Source organism: Embleya sp. NBC_00896, assembly GCF_045207785.1.
GTDB lineage: Bacteria > Actinomycetota > Actinomycetes > Streptomycetales > Streptomycetaceae > Embleya.
The window spans coordinates 357,598-373,754 of sequence record NZ_CP108777.1 but is presented as its reverse complement, the minus strand read 5'-3'; the positions used below and the strand labels follow the sequence as shown (position 1 = coordinate 373,754).

Sequence of the window (16,157 nt, the reverse complement as noted above, 5' to 3'; positions counted from 1 at the left end):
CGGTGCGGTCCCTGGGGCCACCGCGGGCGGGTGTCTCGCCGAGTTGCTCACGTGCGGGGATTTGGTGCGGCAACGGCTGGTCCGGCGAGCGGAATTCGGTTGTGTACGTCCTCGAACATGTTGTGCATCGCGATGCGGAAGACCTCGGCCTGGTGCGCACCGATGAACGCGGTGTGCCCGAATACCTCCAGGGCGACCAGGCCGTGCATGTGTCCCCACGCGCTCAGAATGAGAGCGGTCCCGGTGGGTGGCAGGGTTCCGAGACCGTCCGGTGGCAGGTTCGCCAGATGTTCCCGGAGCGCGGACGAGAGCGCCGGGGTGTCGGCGGTGTCCAACTGCCCCGTGGTCAACCCGCGGAACAGTTCCTGCTCGAAGATCGCGCTCATCCGGCGGAACGCCTGCGTGGTGGGGCCGTCGGCGGGCGCTTCGTAGTGGCGCAACGGGGCTCCGTAGATCAGCTGGAACCGTTCGGGATTGTCGATGGCCCATCGGCGGTAGCCCTCGGCTGCCACCACCAGGCGCGGCACGGCCGTGTCGTGCGCGGTGTCGACCGCAGCCTGTACGGCGTCGGCCAGGTCGTCGTACGCCTTGGTGATGAGCGCCGTGACGAGGTCGTCCCGGCTCGGGAAGTAGTGGTAGAGCGCCTGCACGGTCATTCCGAGGCTCCGGGCGACGGCTCGCAGGGACAGGGAGTGAGGTCCGTGTTCGACGATGTGGCACTCGGCGGCGCTCAGGATCTCCTGGACGGCGACGGCCCGGCGCCGCTGGCGCAGGGTGGGCGCGGCAGTTGCGGCTTCGACTGGGTGCATGGGACGACCGTACGACGAAGGTTCCGGCACTGCACGGAAAAGTGCAGCCTGTGAGGAAAATCTAACACTGCCAAAAGTTCTTGCGCCTCACTAACGTCGTCCTCGTCCACGGTGACGGGGAGTGCGATATCGCGTCCGCCCCGAGTACGCACACCTCCGACGGGCGAGGCGCAGCCGCGGCGCGCTTCGGATCCCCATCGGCACCAGCCCATTTCGGCGTCGGCACAAACGCCCGACTTCCCACCTCCATCAGGTCCACCTTCAGGTCCACTTCGGCCTTTTCATGTCATTTCACCGTGTGAATTCAAAGGAGACAGCGCGTGTTCGAACGCATAGCCGAACTGACGGTCCGTCGGTCTCGGTGGGTACTCGTGGTCGCGGCCCTGGCCGTGGTCCTCATGGCCGCCGTGGGCGCCGGCGCGTTCGGCAAGCTGCTGAGCGGGGGCGGCTTCGACGACCCGTCCTCCGAGTCCACCCGTGCCGGGCGGGTCATCGACGAGAAGTTCGGCGGGGAGACGAATCTGGTCCTGCTGGTCCGCGCCCCCGAAGGCGGCGTCGACGGCCCCACGGCCCAACAGAGCGGTCGAGCCCTGGTGGCGGACCTCAGGAAGGAACACAACCTCGAGAACGTGATCTCGTACTGGGACACGAACAGCCCCGACCTGCGCTCCCAGGACAGCCGCGAAGCCATCGTGCTCGCCCATGTCAAGGGTGACGACACGGAACAGGGCGAGCACGTCAAGAGCATCATCGACGCCTACACCGGACAGTACGGGAACGGGCTCACCATCCGGGCCGGAGGGGCCACCGCCGTAGGCAACGAACTGTCGACGCAGGGAGCCAAAGACCTCTTCCTGGCCGAGATCATCGCCGTGCCGCTGACCCTCGTGTTGCTCCTCATCGTCTTCGGCAGCGTGGTCGCGGCTCTGCTGCCGCTGGTCATCGCCACCGTCGCGGTCGTGGGCACGTTCGCCGAACTCGCCCTCCTCGGCGACATGACCGACGTCTCCGTCTTCGCGATCAACCTGACCACGGCCTTGGGCCTCGGGCTGGGCATCGACTACGCCCTGTTGATGATCAGCCGGTTCCGGGAGCAACTCGCGTCGGGGGCCCAGGTGCACGACGCCGTCCGGCACACCGTCAACACCGCGGGCCGTACGGTCGCGTTCTCCGCCGCCACGGTCGCCGCCGCGCTCGCGTCGCTCCTGGTGTTCCCGCAGTTCTTCCTTCGCTCGTTCGCCTACGCCGGGGTCGGTGTCATCCTCGTCGCCGCGGTCGCCGCCGTGTTCGTGCTGCCCGCTCTGCTCGCCGTACTGGGGCACCGGGTCAACAGCGGACGGTTGCCGTGGGTGAAGCTCGGGCGTCCCGACGCCGGGGTGCCCGCGTGGGGACGGCTGGCCGGCATGGTCATGCGACGTCCCGCGCTCACCGCGGTACCGGTGCTCGCGGTACTGCTGCTGGCCGCGAGCCCGCTCCTGGGCATCAACTTCGGTACGGCCGACGAACGGGTGCTGCCCGAGGACGCGCAGAGCCGACAGGTCGCGACCGCGCTGCGGGAGAACTTCGACGGCAACGACGCCGCGGCCCTGCACATCGTCATCGACGGGCCCGTGAGCAAGGCCCCATTGGACGCGTACGCGGCCGAACTCTCCAGGCACAAGGGCATCGTTCGCGTCGCGGCCTCCACGGGAACCTACGTCGACGGACGCTCCACCGCGCCGGGTCCCGGCAACACGGTCCTGGGTCGCCCCGACGCCCAGCGGATCAACGTGGTGAGCGCACTGGCGCCGAAGTCGGACGATGCCCGGAGACTGGTCGCCGAGGTGAGGTCGGTTCCGGCGCCTGCCGGGACGCACCCCCTGGTGGCCGGACCCGACGCCGAACTGGTGGACTCCAACGACTCCATCGCCGGCCGACTCCCGGCCGCAGTGGCCCTGGTCGCCCTCACCACCTTCCTCCTCCTCTTCCTGTTCACCGGCAGCGTCGTGCAGCCGCTGCGCGCGCTGATCCTGAACATGATCAGCCTGGGAGCGGCCCTGGGCGCCATGACATGGATCTTCCAGGACGGCCACCTCGCCTCCCTGCTCGGCTTCACACCACAGCCGATGGACACCTCGATGACCGTGCTGATGTTCTGCATCGCCTTCGGCCTCTCGATGGACTACGAGGTGTTCGTCCTCAGCCGGATCAAGGAACTCCACGACCTGGGCGAGGGGGCCGAGTCCGCCGTGGTCAACGGCCTTGGGCACACAGGACGTATCGTCAGCGCGGCCGCCGCCCTGCTGGCGGTGAGCTTCTTCGCCTTCGGGACGGCCGAGATCAGCTTCATGCAGATGTTCGGCCTGGGCACCGGGCTGGCCATCCTCATCGACGCCATCGCCGTACGCGGCGTACTCGTACCTGTCGCAATGCGCCTGCTCGGCTGCTCGGCCTGGTACGCGCCCCGCCGGCTGCGCAAGTTCCACGAGCGATTCGGCCTCAGCGAAAACGGCCCCGCGCCCGCGGCCGCAGCCGCGCCGGTGCCCGTAGCCGGCACGCCGTACGAGAAGAACTCGGCGGGAATCTGACCACACGAGACCGATCCGCCCCCGCATTGTGCCCGCCTCCGCTGCGCCGGAAGCGGGCACAGCCGTGGAGTGGCGGTCGATCCGAGGCCCCTTTCAGGCTGGACAGCCTGATGCCGGGCGAACCGGCCCAGGCCACGGACCCACTCGCCCGCTCCGGATACGCGGACGTCACCGTCTCCACGATCACCGGCAAGGTCCTGGCTGGTTGCCCCCGCTCTCGGGGCGGGGATCCATTGGCCTCGTCGGCATCGGTGATCGGCGAGCGCCGGTGCTCGGTGACGAACCCTCCTCCGCCACCTGCCTGCCGGTTGAATGATTCTTCCTGGGGTGGGCGGTCGCAGACTCCGAGTCCGAGCTCGCGTCCACCGATGGGCGCAGCCCGGCGCGCCATCGGCCGGCTCCCGGGTAAGGATGGCAGCGATGCAGGGGTGCGTGGCCGACACGCGGTGCGCACGGGTCGCCGGGAGATGTGAGCACATGACGATCGATCGACGGGCGTTTCTGGCCGCTCTGGGGGTCGGCGGTGCGGTGGTGGTGACGGGGGCGGCCGCCGGTGGGATGGCGCGGAGCGCAGCGCCGGTACTGTCGGGGTTCGGCGGGCGGCCGTTGCGGGGCGTAACAGGGCAGCGGGTGGCCGGGTTCGTGGCCGGGCCGCCGGACTGGTCGGCGTTGAAGGCGCGGCTCGAGGGGCGGCTGCTGCTGCCGGAGGACCAGGGGTACGGCGTGGCCCGGCTCGGGTACAACGAGCTGAATGACGATCAGCTGCCGGCGGCGGTGGCTCGGTGCACCTCTGCGGCGGATGTGCAGAGTTGCCTGGACGCGGCTCGTGGGCACGGGGTGCCGATCGCCGCGCGCAGCGGAGGGCACAGTTACCTCGGGTACAGCGTGCCAAACGGCGGGCTGGTGATGGACCTGCGGCCGATGGCGCAGGTCCAGGTGCAGTCCGACGGGACGGTGCGGGTCGGCGCGGGAGCCCGGCTGATCGAGGTCTACGCGGCGCTGGCGCAGGCCGGGCGACTGCTGCCGGCCGGCTCCTGCCCGACTGTGGGGGTCAGCGGGCTGACCCTGGGCGGCGGGATCGGGGTGCTGACTCGCAAGTACGGACTGACCTGCGATCGACTGGTCTCGGCGGAGGTGGTCACCGCCGACTCGCGGGTGCTCACCGTCTCCAAGTGCTCCGAGCCGGACCTGTACTGGGCGCTACGCGGCGGGGGCGGCGGCAACTTCGGCGTGGTCACCCGGTTCACCTTCAGCACCGAGCCGGCGCCCGCGCTCACCGTCTTCTCGCTGCGCTTCCCGACCGGCTCGGCCGCCTCGGTGGTCGGGGCCTGGCAGCAGTGGGTCGCGGACGCGCCGCCGGAACTGTGGTCGAACTGCGTGGTCTCCGGCGGCACGCCGCCGACCTGTCGGGTGGGCGGGTGCTACGTCGGGCCGGAGAGCGGGCTGAACCCGCTCCTGGACCGGCTGATCGCCGCCGCCGCGACGCAGCCGAGCTCGCGCAGCGTGCAGGGCAAGAGCTATCTGGACGCGATGAAGTACATGGCCGGGTGCGCGAACGACACCATCGCGCAGTGCCACCCGACGTTCGAGGGCGGGCGGCTGCCGCGATCGGCGTTCGTCGCCGTCTCCCGGGTGCTGACCGCTCCGCTGGACGGGCAGCAGGTGGTCCGGCTGATGGCCGGGCGCGTCGGGATGGACCTGCTGCTGGACTCGCTGGGCGGCGCGGTCTCGCAGCTCGCCCCCGACGCGACGGCCTTTCCACACCGCTCGGCGCTCGCCAGCGCGCAGATCTACGCGAGCACCACACCCGCCGGCAAGGCGGCGGCCACGGCTGCGGTGGACGCGGTCCGGGACGGGCTCGGGGCGCTGGGCGCGACGGGCGCGTACGTCAACTACATCGACGCGAGCCTGCCGGACTGGGGTACCGCCTACTACGGCGGGAACCTGACTCGGCTGAAGGCGGTGTCGCAACACTACGACCCGGACCAGGTGTTCTCGTTCCCCCAGTCGGTGGCGCGTGCCTGAGCCGCGGTGAATCGGACGCGGATCACGCCACAGCAGCTTCGGTGGAAGCGGGCAGGCATGTTCTCGCGTGATTGACTGGCCGGAGCCGAGGGGTTCGAAACACGCTCTTGCTGCGACCGACCCCCGGATTCCGATCGCCACCCGCGTCCGGTCCCGGTTCCGGCCGCGTCAGCCTCGCGGGGCATTTCCCCTCAACCGCCGGGTGGATGAGCCCATCTCAGGCTCGATCCTCGTTCTCCCGAGCACGGTGCCGACGTCCCCGGGGAATCGGGTCGACCGGCAGGGTTGCGCGCCGGGTCGGGTGTGGTGTCATTCCCGGGCGGCGGCCTGGAGGCGTTCGGCGGCTCGGCGGGTGATCCGGTCCAAAACGTTGGGGTCGAGGCCGGCGCCGACGACGAGGATGGTGACGGTGTTGGGACCCAGGCGGACGGTCATCGTTTCGCCCGTGATGGTGTCGGAGCCCGGGGCGCCTCCCGTGCTCATCACGATTCGCATGCCCAGGGCCTCGTCCGCGACGGCGGGGGCGGCGATGGCGCGGTATCGGGCGGTGACTCCGTCTCTCATCGGTATCTCGACGTCCGCGCAACCCTCCACCATCGCGCGAGTCTGGGCGAGGTGGACCACCGCGCCGTTCCCGGCGTGGACCTGCGCGGACACGACGAGTTTGAGCGTGGTCCGGTCCTGCTCGAATTCGCGCTCGGCGCCGACGGTGATCCGACTCTGGCCGCTCGGCGCGCCCTTGAGGGCTCTGTCGCACGCGCTGTCGCCCGTGAGCGTCGGGAAGTCGTCGTCGCCGGGATCGGGCACGCCGTCCTTCAGAGCTCCGGCGCTCCAGCCCGGGCCGAGGTCCTCGAGGGCGAGGATGCTGCGCCGTGCCTGTTCCTGGGTCAGGGGGTCGACCGTTCGGGCGAACGGAAGCGCGGGTCCGGCGGGCGGGACCCGGGTTCGGGATGAGTGGGGGAGGGTGCTGCCGTCGGACTTGCAGGCGTTCACGCCGAACAGCAGCACGGCCGCCGCAACGGCCGTGCGGGCGCGGCGGTTCCCCGAAGGCGACAGCGACACGACTTCCCCCGAACGTCGATCGATTGGGTGCGCGGTCGATCGGACGACAGCCACGAGTGCGGATCGTAATGCCTGGGGGACATACGGCGACAGTGCCCGGCGCTCGCTTTGCTCGCCCCGCAACGGACCCGATCGGGCCCGCGCGCGACGAACTCGCCGACCCACCCGCGAAGCTCCCGGAGCATGCCCCGTCGGCCGAGCGTGCCCGCGAGCGCCGTCATCACTCCCAGCGCGTGGGGAGCGGGCAACGTTTGTGCGCTGCCGTTGCCGAGCAGTGCCCGGTCGGCCGGGCGCCCACCGCGCCGGATCCACACGGTATGCGCAGGCCCGTCACCGAAGGACGAGCACGCCTCGCCGGCGACGCCGACGTGGAGCGCGGCGAACTCCTCACCGCTGAGCGGACGGCCGAACCCGTCGGGCCACCACGATGCCCACACCTCGAACTCGACTGCCCTGCACGGGATTATGGCTGCGGGTGGAGTACATCGACGCGCGTTCGTGCTCGTCGGAACGACCTTCCCCCGCACGGGAAACCGTCGTTGTCGCGATGCTCAAACCTCGGAGTCTCGGCATCCCGCGTCGGATGGATAGCAACCTCGCGCACGCGCCGATACCTTCTGTTGCGCCGCGAGATCCGAGAGCGCCATCCGTCCGTGTCCCGCGGTGTTCTCGCCACGTCCCGGCAGCCATCGGACGGATCGACACGTGACGCGCCATACGCGAAATTGCGGCGCGAGCGCTCAGGCGATCCGATGCTCGGCCGGGACGACCGCACCGATCGACCGGCGACGCACAGTATCCAAATCGTCGACACAGGGCAGGCAGGAAAGTCGTGTTTCTCGCGATACGAACGATACGAAGAACTACCGGACTTGGCAGACCCTTCCGCCGCGTTCTGCGCCCCTGGGCCCTGGGAATGGCGATGGTCTGCCTGACTGCCACGGCCGGATGCGGGCTGCTCGGCGACGAGGATTCCGACGAATCCGGCAAACCCCAAGCGGGCGGCTCGGCCGTCTTTCTCCTCCCGGGTGAGCCACGCGGCCTCGACCCGTTCAGCGCGAGCTATGCGAACGTGGCCGACGGGAACCGGATGTCGGCGCTGTACGACGTCCTGGTCTGGACCGAACCGGCGACCGGCACCGTGCACCCCAAACTGGCCGAGTCGTTGACCAGCGACGCCCAGCTCACGAACTGGACTCTGACACTTCGCCCTGGAGTGCGATTCTCGGACGGTTCGGTTCTGGACGCCGCCGCGGTCAAGGCGACCTGGGACGCCCACCGGGATCCGACGGTGAACTCACTGGTCGGCGGCGTACTGCGGGACGTCAAGTTGATCCAGGTGTCGGCTCTGCAATTGAGAATCGAACTGCCGTCCGCCAACGCCAACTTCGACCACATGATCGCCCGCAACCTCGCGTTCGTCGCCCCCGCGAAGCTCGTCGCGACGCCGGAGGGCCGAGCCGCGCTCAAGCGCGCCCCCATCGGCGCGGGCCCGTTCAAACTGGCAGCCTGGGAACCCGGGAAGGACTTGCGCATGGTGCGCAACGAAACCTACTGGCAGAAGGGACTACCCCACCTCGACGAAGTCGTATTCCGAGTGGATCGCAACATCGCGGCGGCGCCCGGGTCGATCGCAGAGGGTAAAGCGGACATCACCGTCACCACCGATCCGACCGTGCTGGGCGACGCCCGGGACAAGGATCTGACGGTCGACGCAACACTGCTCAACGGCGGCCTGATGATCGCCTTCAACCTGCGCAAGCCCCCCTTCGACAATGTGGACGCACGTCGCGCGATCGCGCTCGCGCTGAGCGGCGAGGAGCTCAACCGCCGCTTCTACAAGGGTCTCGGCGTTCCGGCCAGGGGCATCTTCAACGCGAGTTCCCGGCTGGCGAACGTCAACCTGGCCGCCATGGAGAACAAGCCGAACCAGGCCGCCGAACTCTTCGCGAAGCTCACCTCGAACGGGAAAAAGCCTTTCAACTTCCATTACTTGGTGCCCGACAGCCCCAAGTCCCGGGAGATCGCCGAGTACATCCGCGTGACGTTGGCGAAATACCCGGGCGTGAACATGATCGTCGACGTCGTCGACATCCCGTCGCTCATCACGCGCACATCGAGCAAGCGCGACTTCGAAGCCACCGTCTTCCAATTGTGGGCGGACGACGTGGAACCGGCCATGCACCAGTTCCTGGTCACCGGGGGCGTCAACAACATCACCGGCTACAGCAACCCCACCGTGGACCAGGCGCTGGGCGAGGGCCGACTGTCCCCCGACCCCAAGGTCCGCCGGGACGCGTACACGCGCGTGCAGACGTCACTGAACCGCGACATGCCCTTCTGGGTGTACATGGAAGCCTCGGCGGCAGCCGTGCACAGCCGCCACCTCGCCGGCGTCGAGCCCTTCAACGACGGACTCGTCCACTTCGACCAACTCACCCGAAGCAGCGGCAACTGACCGACCCCCACCCGGGATCCGACGACCACCAAGGCCCCCGGCACCCACTACCGGCGCCGGTGGGAACATCCCCGGCGGCGCCGGGTGTGGTGATCGGTGCAGGGGGCGTGCACCGGGCCCGACCATGTCCGAGCCCGACCATGCCCGAGCCCGAGGTACGCGCACCGCGTGGCGGGCGCCCTGGAGACTTTCACCCAGGGCGCCCGCCAGGGCGGAGGTCGGGGCCGTACTCCCGTGTGACGCGGTCGTGCAGGTGTCCGCGCTGGGCCAGTTCGTGCAGTGGCACCGGACGGTGGAGTCTGCTCGCGGCGGTGTCGTGGTCGCGATCGTTCATGGGACGTCACAGTGCGCGGCCCACCCGCACGGCCGCCACCAGGGTCGGCCCGACCGGGCGACATCCGTTGTCGACGCCCTACGACCGACGAGAGACGAGGTCGTGCACCCCGCGCCGGCGTAGCCGGTGTGCCGCACGTCCGGATCGAGGATCGTCGTGGGCGCGGGGCTGGGTCGTGTGGGCCGGTTGCGGTGGAGAGGCTACTGGTTGCTACTCCCGCGGGAGGAACAAGAACGAGAGGACCTCACCCGAACCATGCTCGTCCGCGAGGATGGCCCGGGTGGGGCGGTCTGCGTTGGGGGTGCCGGACGATGCCACGAACCGGCCTGGGGCCGACGCGAGTTCGATCCGCCGCAGCATGGACTCCTCGACCGGGACCAGCTTCCACTCCGCAGGCTCGGACGTTGCCTTCAGGGGCGCGCCGCTGTAGCCCACCCGACCCGGCTCGGCCTCCGGGTCGTCCACGTATCCGTTCAGGTACAGGCCGGTGTCCACGTGCCGCAGGGTGTGGCCGTTCTCCGTCGCCTCCACCAGCCATTCCGCGTCCGTGTACCTCCTGATCGCCCGGACCACGACCCCGGCGTCCGGGGCGTCCGGCCGGGTCTCCACGAAGAGGCCGCATTCCATGTAGCCCGCGAGAGGGTGCTGCGGCATGTACGGGCCGTCGGTGATGTTCATGAGACCGTCCGTCTTCACTCGCGGCACCCGGGCGACGCCGCTCGACGACGGCCATCCAACCGCAGCCCGCCGACACCGACTCGGGTTCTGGCGCGAGTTCCCGATGCGCCTGACGCCGACATCGCCGGCGCGAACACGCTTGGCCTGCCGACCGTTTGGTAGCCACCGGCTCGATGCCGTCTTCCAGGCCGGTGGAGATGCGTTCTTACCGCCGATATCGTGCGTGACATGATCGACTCGTATGCGAGCCTCGACGATGCCGGGGTCGCGATGGCAGCGGCGCGCGCCGGCGCGGATGTAGTGCGCAACATGTACGGCAGGCGGCTCAGCCGCATCGACAAGGGTGCCGGGGACTTCGCCACCGCCGCCGATGTGGAGGCCGAGAAGACCATCCTCGGCGTCCTCCATGCCGCCCGGCCCGATGATGCCGTCCTCGGTGAAGAGGGCGGGCAGCAGGGTGCCACGGAGGCCGAGCGCCAGTGGTTGGTGGATCCCTTGTGCGGCACGCTGAACTACGCCGTCGGCAACATGTTGGTGGCCGTCAACGTGGCGCTGCGCAACGGTGCGGCGGCGGTGGCCGACCCGTTCAGCGGCGAGATCTTCTTCACCGACGGTGAGACCTCCTGGGCGCGGCACGACGGTGCCGATGCCCGGTTGACGCCCACGCCCGCCACCCGACTCGTGGACGTCAATCTCGACCCGCCGTTCCCCAGCGCGCCCGGCTTCCGGGCTGTGGACTTGCTGGCCCATCCCGGTTTCGTCGAACGGTTCCGACCTCGGGTCGTGTCCACGACGCTGGCGTTGGCCTGGGTCGCCGCCGGCAAGCGCGCCGCATACGTCACCGACGGCGGCGACCTGTCCGGGAGCGTACATTTCGCCGCCGGCATCGCTCTGTGCCGGGCCGCCGGCTGCGTAGTCACCGGGATCGACGGCGCCCCGATCGGACAGGCAGGCCGGGGACTCGTCGTGGCCGCCGACAGCGAAACCCATCAACTGCTGATGTCGATGATCCGCGGCTGAAGCCGGCCCTGCGCCTGAAAGGCCGTTCCCGCGCCGGCCGAGGCTTCGTCGGGTGGGGAACAGATAGAGCAGCCGCGTTTGGGCATCGGGTGGGGACGACCGGCCCGAACACCCCTGACGGCACTGCGCGTTGCGATCATCGAGCGTTGCCACCACCGCGCCCACCGTCGCCGGGTTCGTCCCGACCGAAACGAAGCTGGACTGCGGCAGTGTCCGCTGGGCTCCCGCTTGGCCGAGTACGTCGCCCGGGGGGCGTGACTTGTCAGTGGGGCTCGGCTCAGTGGGGCTCGGCGACCACGGCGCTTGCGATCGTGGACAGGAGTTCCGGGAGAGTGCCGGGGAAGTCGGGGAGGAGCCGGCAGGCCAGGGCCCAGCCTGCGGGCTGTCCCGTCAGGTGTTTGCGCACCAGCGATTCCAGCTCCTGCCGGACGACGCCTTCGAGCGCAACGGCCCGCAGCGCCGCAACCGCGGGCCGGGCATGGCGGATCACGTCCACAGGGGTGAGCGGGGTGAGGGCAAGCGCCTCGGTGATCCAGCCGGCGTCGCCGCGGCCGCGGGCGGGCAGTGGGTTGTTCGCGAGTACGGTCGCGGGCGATTGTCCCTGGTTCAACGCGTCGACGGCCTTGCGCTGAGCGCGGTTCAACCTCACCCACGGGCGATCACGCAGGTGAACGAGGCACTGGTCGTCGCTCGCGAGTTCGTGGGCCCGCCCGGGATCCAGTCTGCCGCGCTGGAAGGCGTCGTAGAGCTGCTCCCAGTCGAGCTCGAACCCCTCCGCGCGAATGATGTTGAGATCGCTGCCGGACGTGCGGAACCGGGTGAGCAGGCCTCGAGTCGATTCCCCCTCCGTGGTGGCCGCGCGCAGCCGTTCCAGTGCGGCGTCGGCGTCCTGCTTCGACAGCAACTCGGTGACCAGGGAGCGAACGTCGTCGTCGACGGACTTCGGAAGCCAGCGGCGGTGTTCGCGGTCCAGGAGCTCCGGGCCGTTGCGCTCCCACAGTCCCAGGAGCATGCGCAGTTGGAGAGTCGGTGAGCGTTCGGCCCAGCCGGACGCGAGGCACTGGGCGGTCAGGCGGGTGTCGCCGGTGCCGAACACCGGGAGCAGGTGCTCCCATCTCGTGGGTTCCGACAGGAGCTCGCCGCGCAGTTCGGCGGAGAGCGGCAGTCGGCCGCCCGGCTTCGCCCCGGGCCCCAGGGGTACGCCGGCCAGCACGGCGTCGCGCAGGTCGCGGGGAAGGTTCGGCTGGTAGATGAGGGCGGCGTTGATCGCGGGATCGTCCAGCCGGGCAAGCTCGGCCGCCGCGTCGGCGGGCAGCGGGCGGCTGGGCAGGCCGGTGGCCATTTGGTCGCGGACGACGACCTGCCTGCACATCTGGTGACGGGCGATCAGCACCCGCTCGCGGCCGCCCGGTTCGCCCGCGCGTGCCCACGCCGTCCAATCGGGCCGCCATTCGCCCAGCGCCAGCAGGTCGGACGCCGTCTCGTCGTCGACGTGCCGCAGCAGCTCGCGCTGCACCGGTGTCGCCGCCGCGTTCAGCAGGGCGACAAACGCGGCCCGCTCCTTCTTCAGCACCATCCAGGGGCCGGTCAGACTCGGCACGCCTGCCCTGCCGTCGGGCCACGAGGGCGGCCCGTCGTCGCCGGACCGGTCGCTGCCGGACCCGTCCTCACGGTGCTCGGTCCGCTCTCGGACCGTCCGTGTCGCCGCTTCCTTCACCAAGTCGGCGACGGAGCCGGGGTACTCCTTCAGCATGCTCCGCAACATTCGCCACGCGGCGATGTCTGCGCCGAGGGACTCCGCCACCAGGTCGGCCAACCGGGAGCCGAACCGCTCCCATTCGCGTCCCTGCCGCTGCGCGGGATCGCGGACGCCCTGCGCGGCCTCCAGCACCAGGCTCGCCGGGCGGACGACATGCAGCAGATCGTCGCCGGTCACGGTACGGCCGAGGCTCCGGTCGAGCGTCGCGAGCAGGATGTCCAGGCCCATGCCCATGCCCGACGGTCGGATGACTTCCAACAGAGCCGCCGGGGCGGGCCGGTGCCGCAGCTGCTCCAGGATCCGCAGGGGCTCCGGGTGTGCCGCGCCGAGCGAGGCGAACGCCTCCGGCGGGCAGTCTTCCCTCGTCAGCAAGCCCTCGATCAGTCCGGACGCAAGCGGCCGGTCGGCGTGCGCGGCCATGAGCGCGGGCCAGTCCAACCGGTTCCACGGATCGACGTAGCTTTCGGTGAGCCCGCCGGGGGTGCCCTCGGCGGTCGCGACCGCGTCGCGGAGCGCTTCGGGCCCGCCGTCGGGGTCGGCCAGGGCTCGGGCGGCGAGTTCGGCTCCGTCGTGCCGGCGGAGTTCGTGTGCGATCTCCGGGTCTGCCACGGCCGCGCGCAGGGCCACCGAGCCGCCGTGGGTGTACAGCGACAGCAGGCCACGCAGTTGCTCGGCGCGGTCGAGGGTGTCGGGGGCGGCCAGCGCCGTGCGAACCAGTTGAGGGAAGGGCGCGACCACCGTGGCGCGCAGGACGGTGACGGCGTCGCACCGTTCGTGTTCGTCCTTCGATCGGGTCTTGGTCAGGGCGCGGATCCGGGCGAGCCGCGGCTTCCACCCCGCGTCGGCGGGGTCGGCCGCGGCCAGGAGCAGGCGCAGTTCGGCGGGGAGCCACGCTCCCCAGATGTTCTCGAAGACGGCTCGGGCGACAAGCGGATGCCCGGTGCCGGCCAGCCGCCGTCGAAGGTCGGGGTTCTCCGCGAGGGCGTCGAAGTTGCGTGCCAACAAGCCGATCCACTCGCCGCCGACCGCGATCACGGCCTCCGCGAGCGGCCGCGGGACGTCCGGCGCGTACCGAACCGCCTCGACGAACCCCGACGGATCCCGCCGCAGCGCCTCCTCCAGATCGACCTGGCGGCCGAAAGCCGCCAGGCACTCGGTCCCCGGCATCCGTGGCGCCTTCGCCATGCCCGCACTCTCCCCGCGTCGGCCGACCACCACTTCGCCGGTCGGCTCATGCTGACTCGTGTGGCGCAGGACGGTAGCAGCGACAACCGACGGCGCCTGGATCCGTCACCGCGCCGGAGAACGTGGGGCGGCCGCCGAAGGTCACGCGCGGTTGTCGACGGGCGGCACGACGGAGGTCGTGTCCGGGCGCCGGGCGGTTGCCTGCGTACGGTCGGCGGACAAGAGGCCGGCGAGGGACGCGGTGACGAGCGCGAGTACGGGGACCAGGAGCAGGGCCAGGCGAAGTGTGACGTGGGCGGCGAGGAAGCCGATCAGCGGCGGTCCGGCGAGGAAGGCCAGGTAGCCGGTGGTGGAGACGGTGGCGACCGCCGGGCCCGGGGCGTTGGGGAACTGCCGGCCGACGCCGCCGACCACGAGCGGGAACGAGCACGCGATGCCCAGACCGACAGCCGCGAACGCCGCTACCACCACCCATGCAGCGGGCACCGCGATCGCGACCGCAGCGGCGGATCCGGTCATCAGCGCGCCGAAGCGCACGATTCGAACCGGGCCGAAACGCGCGGCCGCGCGGTCACCGGTGAGCCGCCCGAGCATCATGGCCAGTGCGAACACCACGTAGCCCGCGCCCGACACACCGGGCTGCGCGTGCACCGAATCCGCGAGGTACACCGTGCCCCAGTCGGTGATCACACCCTCGATGAGCAGCACGGACAGCCCGAGCAGGCTGAGCCACAGTAGGCGCCTTCGAGGTCCGGGCCCGACCCGGGCGGTGGGCCGCGTCCGCGACTCGGGCACGTGCCGGACGGCCGGCCTCAGCACTGCGGCGGCCGGCACCGAGGCGACCAGGGCCACGGCGGCGGTGACCAGGAACTGTGTGTCCGGACGCACTCCGGCCGCCGCCGCGGCCGTGCCGATCAGCGCGCCGGTGAGCGCGCCCGCGCTGTAGAGGCCGTGGAACGACGAGATGCCGGAGCGCTCCGCGCCGCGTTCGCCGTCGACGGCGTGCGTGTTCATGGCCACGTCGAGCGCGCCCACCGCGGCGCCGAGGACCGCGAGGGCGAGCGTGAGTTGGACCAGTCCGTCGGCCAGTGCGAGCAGAGAGATCGCCGACGCGTAGACCGGCAGCGCGACGCGGGTGACCATACGGCTGCCGAATCGGTCGACCACGGTGCCGGCCGCCGGCATCGCCGGCACCGAACCGAGCGCGACGCCGAGCAGGGCGATGCCGAGTTGCCCGTCCGACAGCTGGAGATCGGCCTTGACCTGCGGGATGCGCGGCGCCCAACTGGCGAGGATCGATCCGTTGAGGAAGAACACGGCGTACAGACCCCGACGTCCGGCGCGCGATCGACGCTCCCCGACGCGGCGTCGGCGCGACTCGGGGCGGGTGCCGGATGCCGCGTCGGCTCGGATACGCATGCGGTTCCGTTCACTCATGGGGCTTCACGCCTCGGCTCGGCGGCGTTCGTCCGGGCTCGCCTCGACGACTTCGGCCGCGTTGTTCGGGTCGGGCGCGGTACGGGCGATCCACGGCAGTTCGAGGTCGGCCGGGGTGGTCGGCGGATGGGCCCGGGTACCGGTGAACGCCTCCGCGTAGGCGACGCCCACCTCGTTGCCGCGCAGGGCGGATTGCCGCCGGGCGAGATCCACGAAGTCCCGGCCGCCACGCCGGCGGCGGCGGTCGTTCTGGCTGTCGTGGTGCGACACCATGGCCTCCTTGGTCGGCATCGTGTCCGTGATGTCGACCCACAGGTCCGGCGTACCCGCGTTCGCGCCGGTCAAGGTATCCATGTGGAACATGGCCGGCACCGCGCCGAGGGCCGGGTGATCGGTCTCGATGCCCGGTTCCCGTGCCAGTAGCCGCGCGGCGCTCGCGAGGGCGCTCGCGGCTCGATGGTCGGGGTGGTAGTCCTCGGGGTGATGCGCGAACAGCAGGTCGGGGCGGGCGCGGCGCAGCAGGTCCACGATGAGCAGTCGGGTCTCGGGGGTGTCGTAGAGGAAGCCGTCCGGCAGGCCGAGCATGATCGGTTCGGCTCCCAGCACCGACGCGGCTTCGCGGGCTTCGCGGGCGCGGATGCCGACCGTCGCGGCGGACTGGGCGGACTGGGCCAACTGGGTGCTTCGCGCGGCGGGGGCGCCGTTCGTCAGGATGGCGATGGTCACGTGGGCGCCTCGTGCCCGGTAGTGCGCGAGGGTTCCGGCGCACAGCAGTTCGACGTCGTCGGGATGGGCGCCGAGGGCGAGAATGCGCATGGCGATC

General features: G+C 70.7%; 10 protein-coding genes. 4 read left to right on the top strand and 6 right to left on the bottom strand.

Annotation, left to right across the window (positions count from 1 at the left end; translation table 11 throughout):
- Positions 1-47: 47 nt before the first annotated feature.
- Complete coding sequence (locus OG928_RS34890; RefSeq protein WP_331766009.1) at positions 48-809, bottom strand: TetR/AcrR family transcriptional regulator; 762 nt, start codon at positions 807-809, stop codon at positions 48-50.
- A 320-nt stretch (positions 810-1,129) separates the two neighbouring features.
- Between OG928_RS34890 and OG928_RS34885 the strand changes: the two genes are divergently transcribed.
- Positions 1,130-3,376, top strand: a complete 2,247-nt coding sequence (locus OG928_RS34885) for an MMPL family transporter (RefSeq protein ID WP_331766008.1) — start codon at positions 1,130-1,132, stop codon at positions 3,374-3,376.
- A gap of 477 nt (positions 3,377-3,853) precedes the next feature.
- Positions 3,854-5,401 carry an FAD-dependent oxidoreductase gene (locus OG928_RS34880; protein ID WP_331766007.1) on the top strand — a complete coding sequence of 516 codons (1,548 nt, stop codon included), beginning with the start codon at positions 3,854-3,856 and terminating at the stop codon, positions 5,399-5,401.
- Positions 5,402-5,710: 309 nt separating this feature from the next.
- Here the strand turns inward: OG928_RS34880 and OG928_RS34875 are convergent, their stop codons facing one another.
- Positions 5,711-6,463, bottom strand: a complete 753-nt coding sequence (locus tag OG928_RS34875; protein WP_331766006.1) for a hypothetical protein — start codon at positions 6,461-6,463, stop codon at positions 5,711-5,713.
- 922 nt (positions 6,464-7,385) lie between these two features.
- Here OG928_RS34875 and OG928_RS34870 point away from each other — a divergent pair.
- Positions 7,386-8,921, top strand: a complete 1,536-nt coding sequence (locus OG928_RS34870) for an ABC transporter substrate-binding protein (protein WP_331766005.1) — start codon at positions 7,386-7,388, stop codon at positions 8,919-8,921.
- Between the two features lie 544 nt (positions 8,922-9,465).
- On the opposite strand, the gene OG928_RS34865 is transcribed toward OG928_RS34870, so the two are convergent.
- A complete protein-coding gene (locus OG928_RS34865; RefSeq protein ID WP_331766003.1) occupies positions 9,466-9,933 on the bottom strand; it encodes a hypothetical protein in 468 nt (155 codons plus the stop codon).
- 228 nt (positions 9,934-10,161) lie between these two features.
- On the opposite strand from OG928_RS34865, the gene OG928_RS34860 reads away from it, so the two are divergent.
- Positions 10,162-10,953 (top strand): inositol monophosphatase family protein, encoded by a 792-nt coding sequence (locus OG928_RS34860; protein ID WP_331766002.1) that lies wholly within the window; start codon positions 10,162-10,164, stop codon positions 10,951-10,953.
- A 277-nt stretch (positions 10,954-11,230) separates the two neighbouring features.
- On the opposite strand, the gene OG928_RS34855 is transcribed toward OG928_RS34860, so the two are convergent.
- The 3 genes from OG928_RS34855 to OG928_RS34845 all read right to left on the bottom strand — a co-directional run bounded on the left by OG928_RS34855 (position 11,231) and on the right by OG928_RS34845 (position 16,150).
- Complete coding sequence (locus tag OG928_RS34855) at positions 11,231-13,897, bottom strand: hypothetical protein (RefSeq protein ID WP_406291490.1); 2,667 nt, start codon at positions 13,895-13,897, stop codon at positions 11,231-11,233.
- A gap of 141 nt (positions 13,898-14,038) precedes the next feature.
- Positions 14,039-15,316 (bottom strand): MFS transporter, encoded by a 1,278-nt coding sequence (locus tag OG928_RS34850; RefSeq protein WP_406291488.1) that lies wholly within the window; start codon positions 15,314-15,316, stop codon positions 14,039-14,041.
- Between the two features lie 24 nt (positions 15,317-15,340).
- The gene (locus OG928_RS34845) at positions 15,341-16,150 is read right to left on the bottom strand and encodes a PIG-L family deacetylase (RefSeq protein ID WP_331765999.1); all 810 of its coding nucleotides are present in this window, start codon (positions 16,148-16,150) and stop codon (positions 15,341-15,343) included.
- Between the last annotated feature and the right edge of the window lie 7 nt (positions 16,151-16,157).

Excerpts from the sequence above, each read along its gene's own strand:
- OG928_RS34890 (WP_331766009.1), bottom strand. The coding sequence starts at position 809 with ATGCACCCAGTCGAAGCCGCAACTGCCGCGCCCACCCTGCGCCAGCGG.
- OG928_RS34880 (WP_331766007.1), top strand. The coding sequence starts at position 3,854 with ATGACGATCGATCGACGGGCGTTTCTGGCCGCTCTGGGGGTCGGCGGT.
- OG928_RS34870 (WP_331766005.1), top strand. The coding sequence starts at position 7,386 with ATGGTCTGCCTGACTGCCACGGCCGGATGCGGGCTGCTCGGCGACGAG.
- OG928_RS34865 (WP_331766003.1), bottom strand. The coding sequence starts at position 9,933 with ATGAACATCACCGACGGCCCGTACATGCCGCAGCACCCTCTCGCGGGC.
- OG928_RS34860 (WP_331766002.1), top strand. The coding sequence starts at position 10,162 with ATGATCGACTCGTATGCGAGCCTCGACGATGCCGGGGTCGCGATGGCA.
- OG928_RS34855 (WP_406291490.1), bottom strand. The coding sequence starts at position 13,897 with ATGGCGAAGGCGCCACGGATGCCGGGGACCGAGTGCCTGGCGGCTTTC.
- OG928_RS34850 (WP_406291488.1), bottom strand. The coding sequence starts at position 15,316 with ATGCGTATCCGAGCCGACGCGGCATCCGGCACCCGCCCCGAGTCGCGC.
- OG928_RS34845 (WP_331765999.1), bottom strand. The coding sequence starts at position 16,150 with ATGCGCATTCTCGCCCTCGGCGCCCATCCCGACGACGTCGAACTGCTG.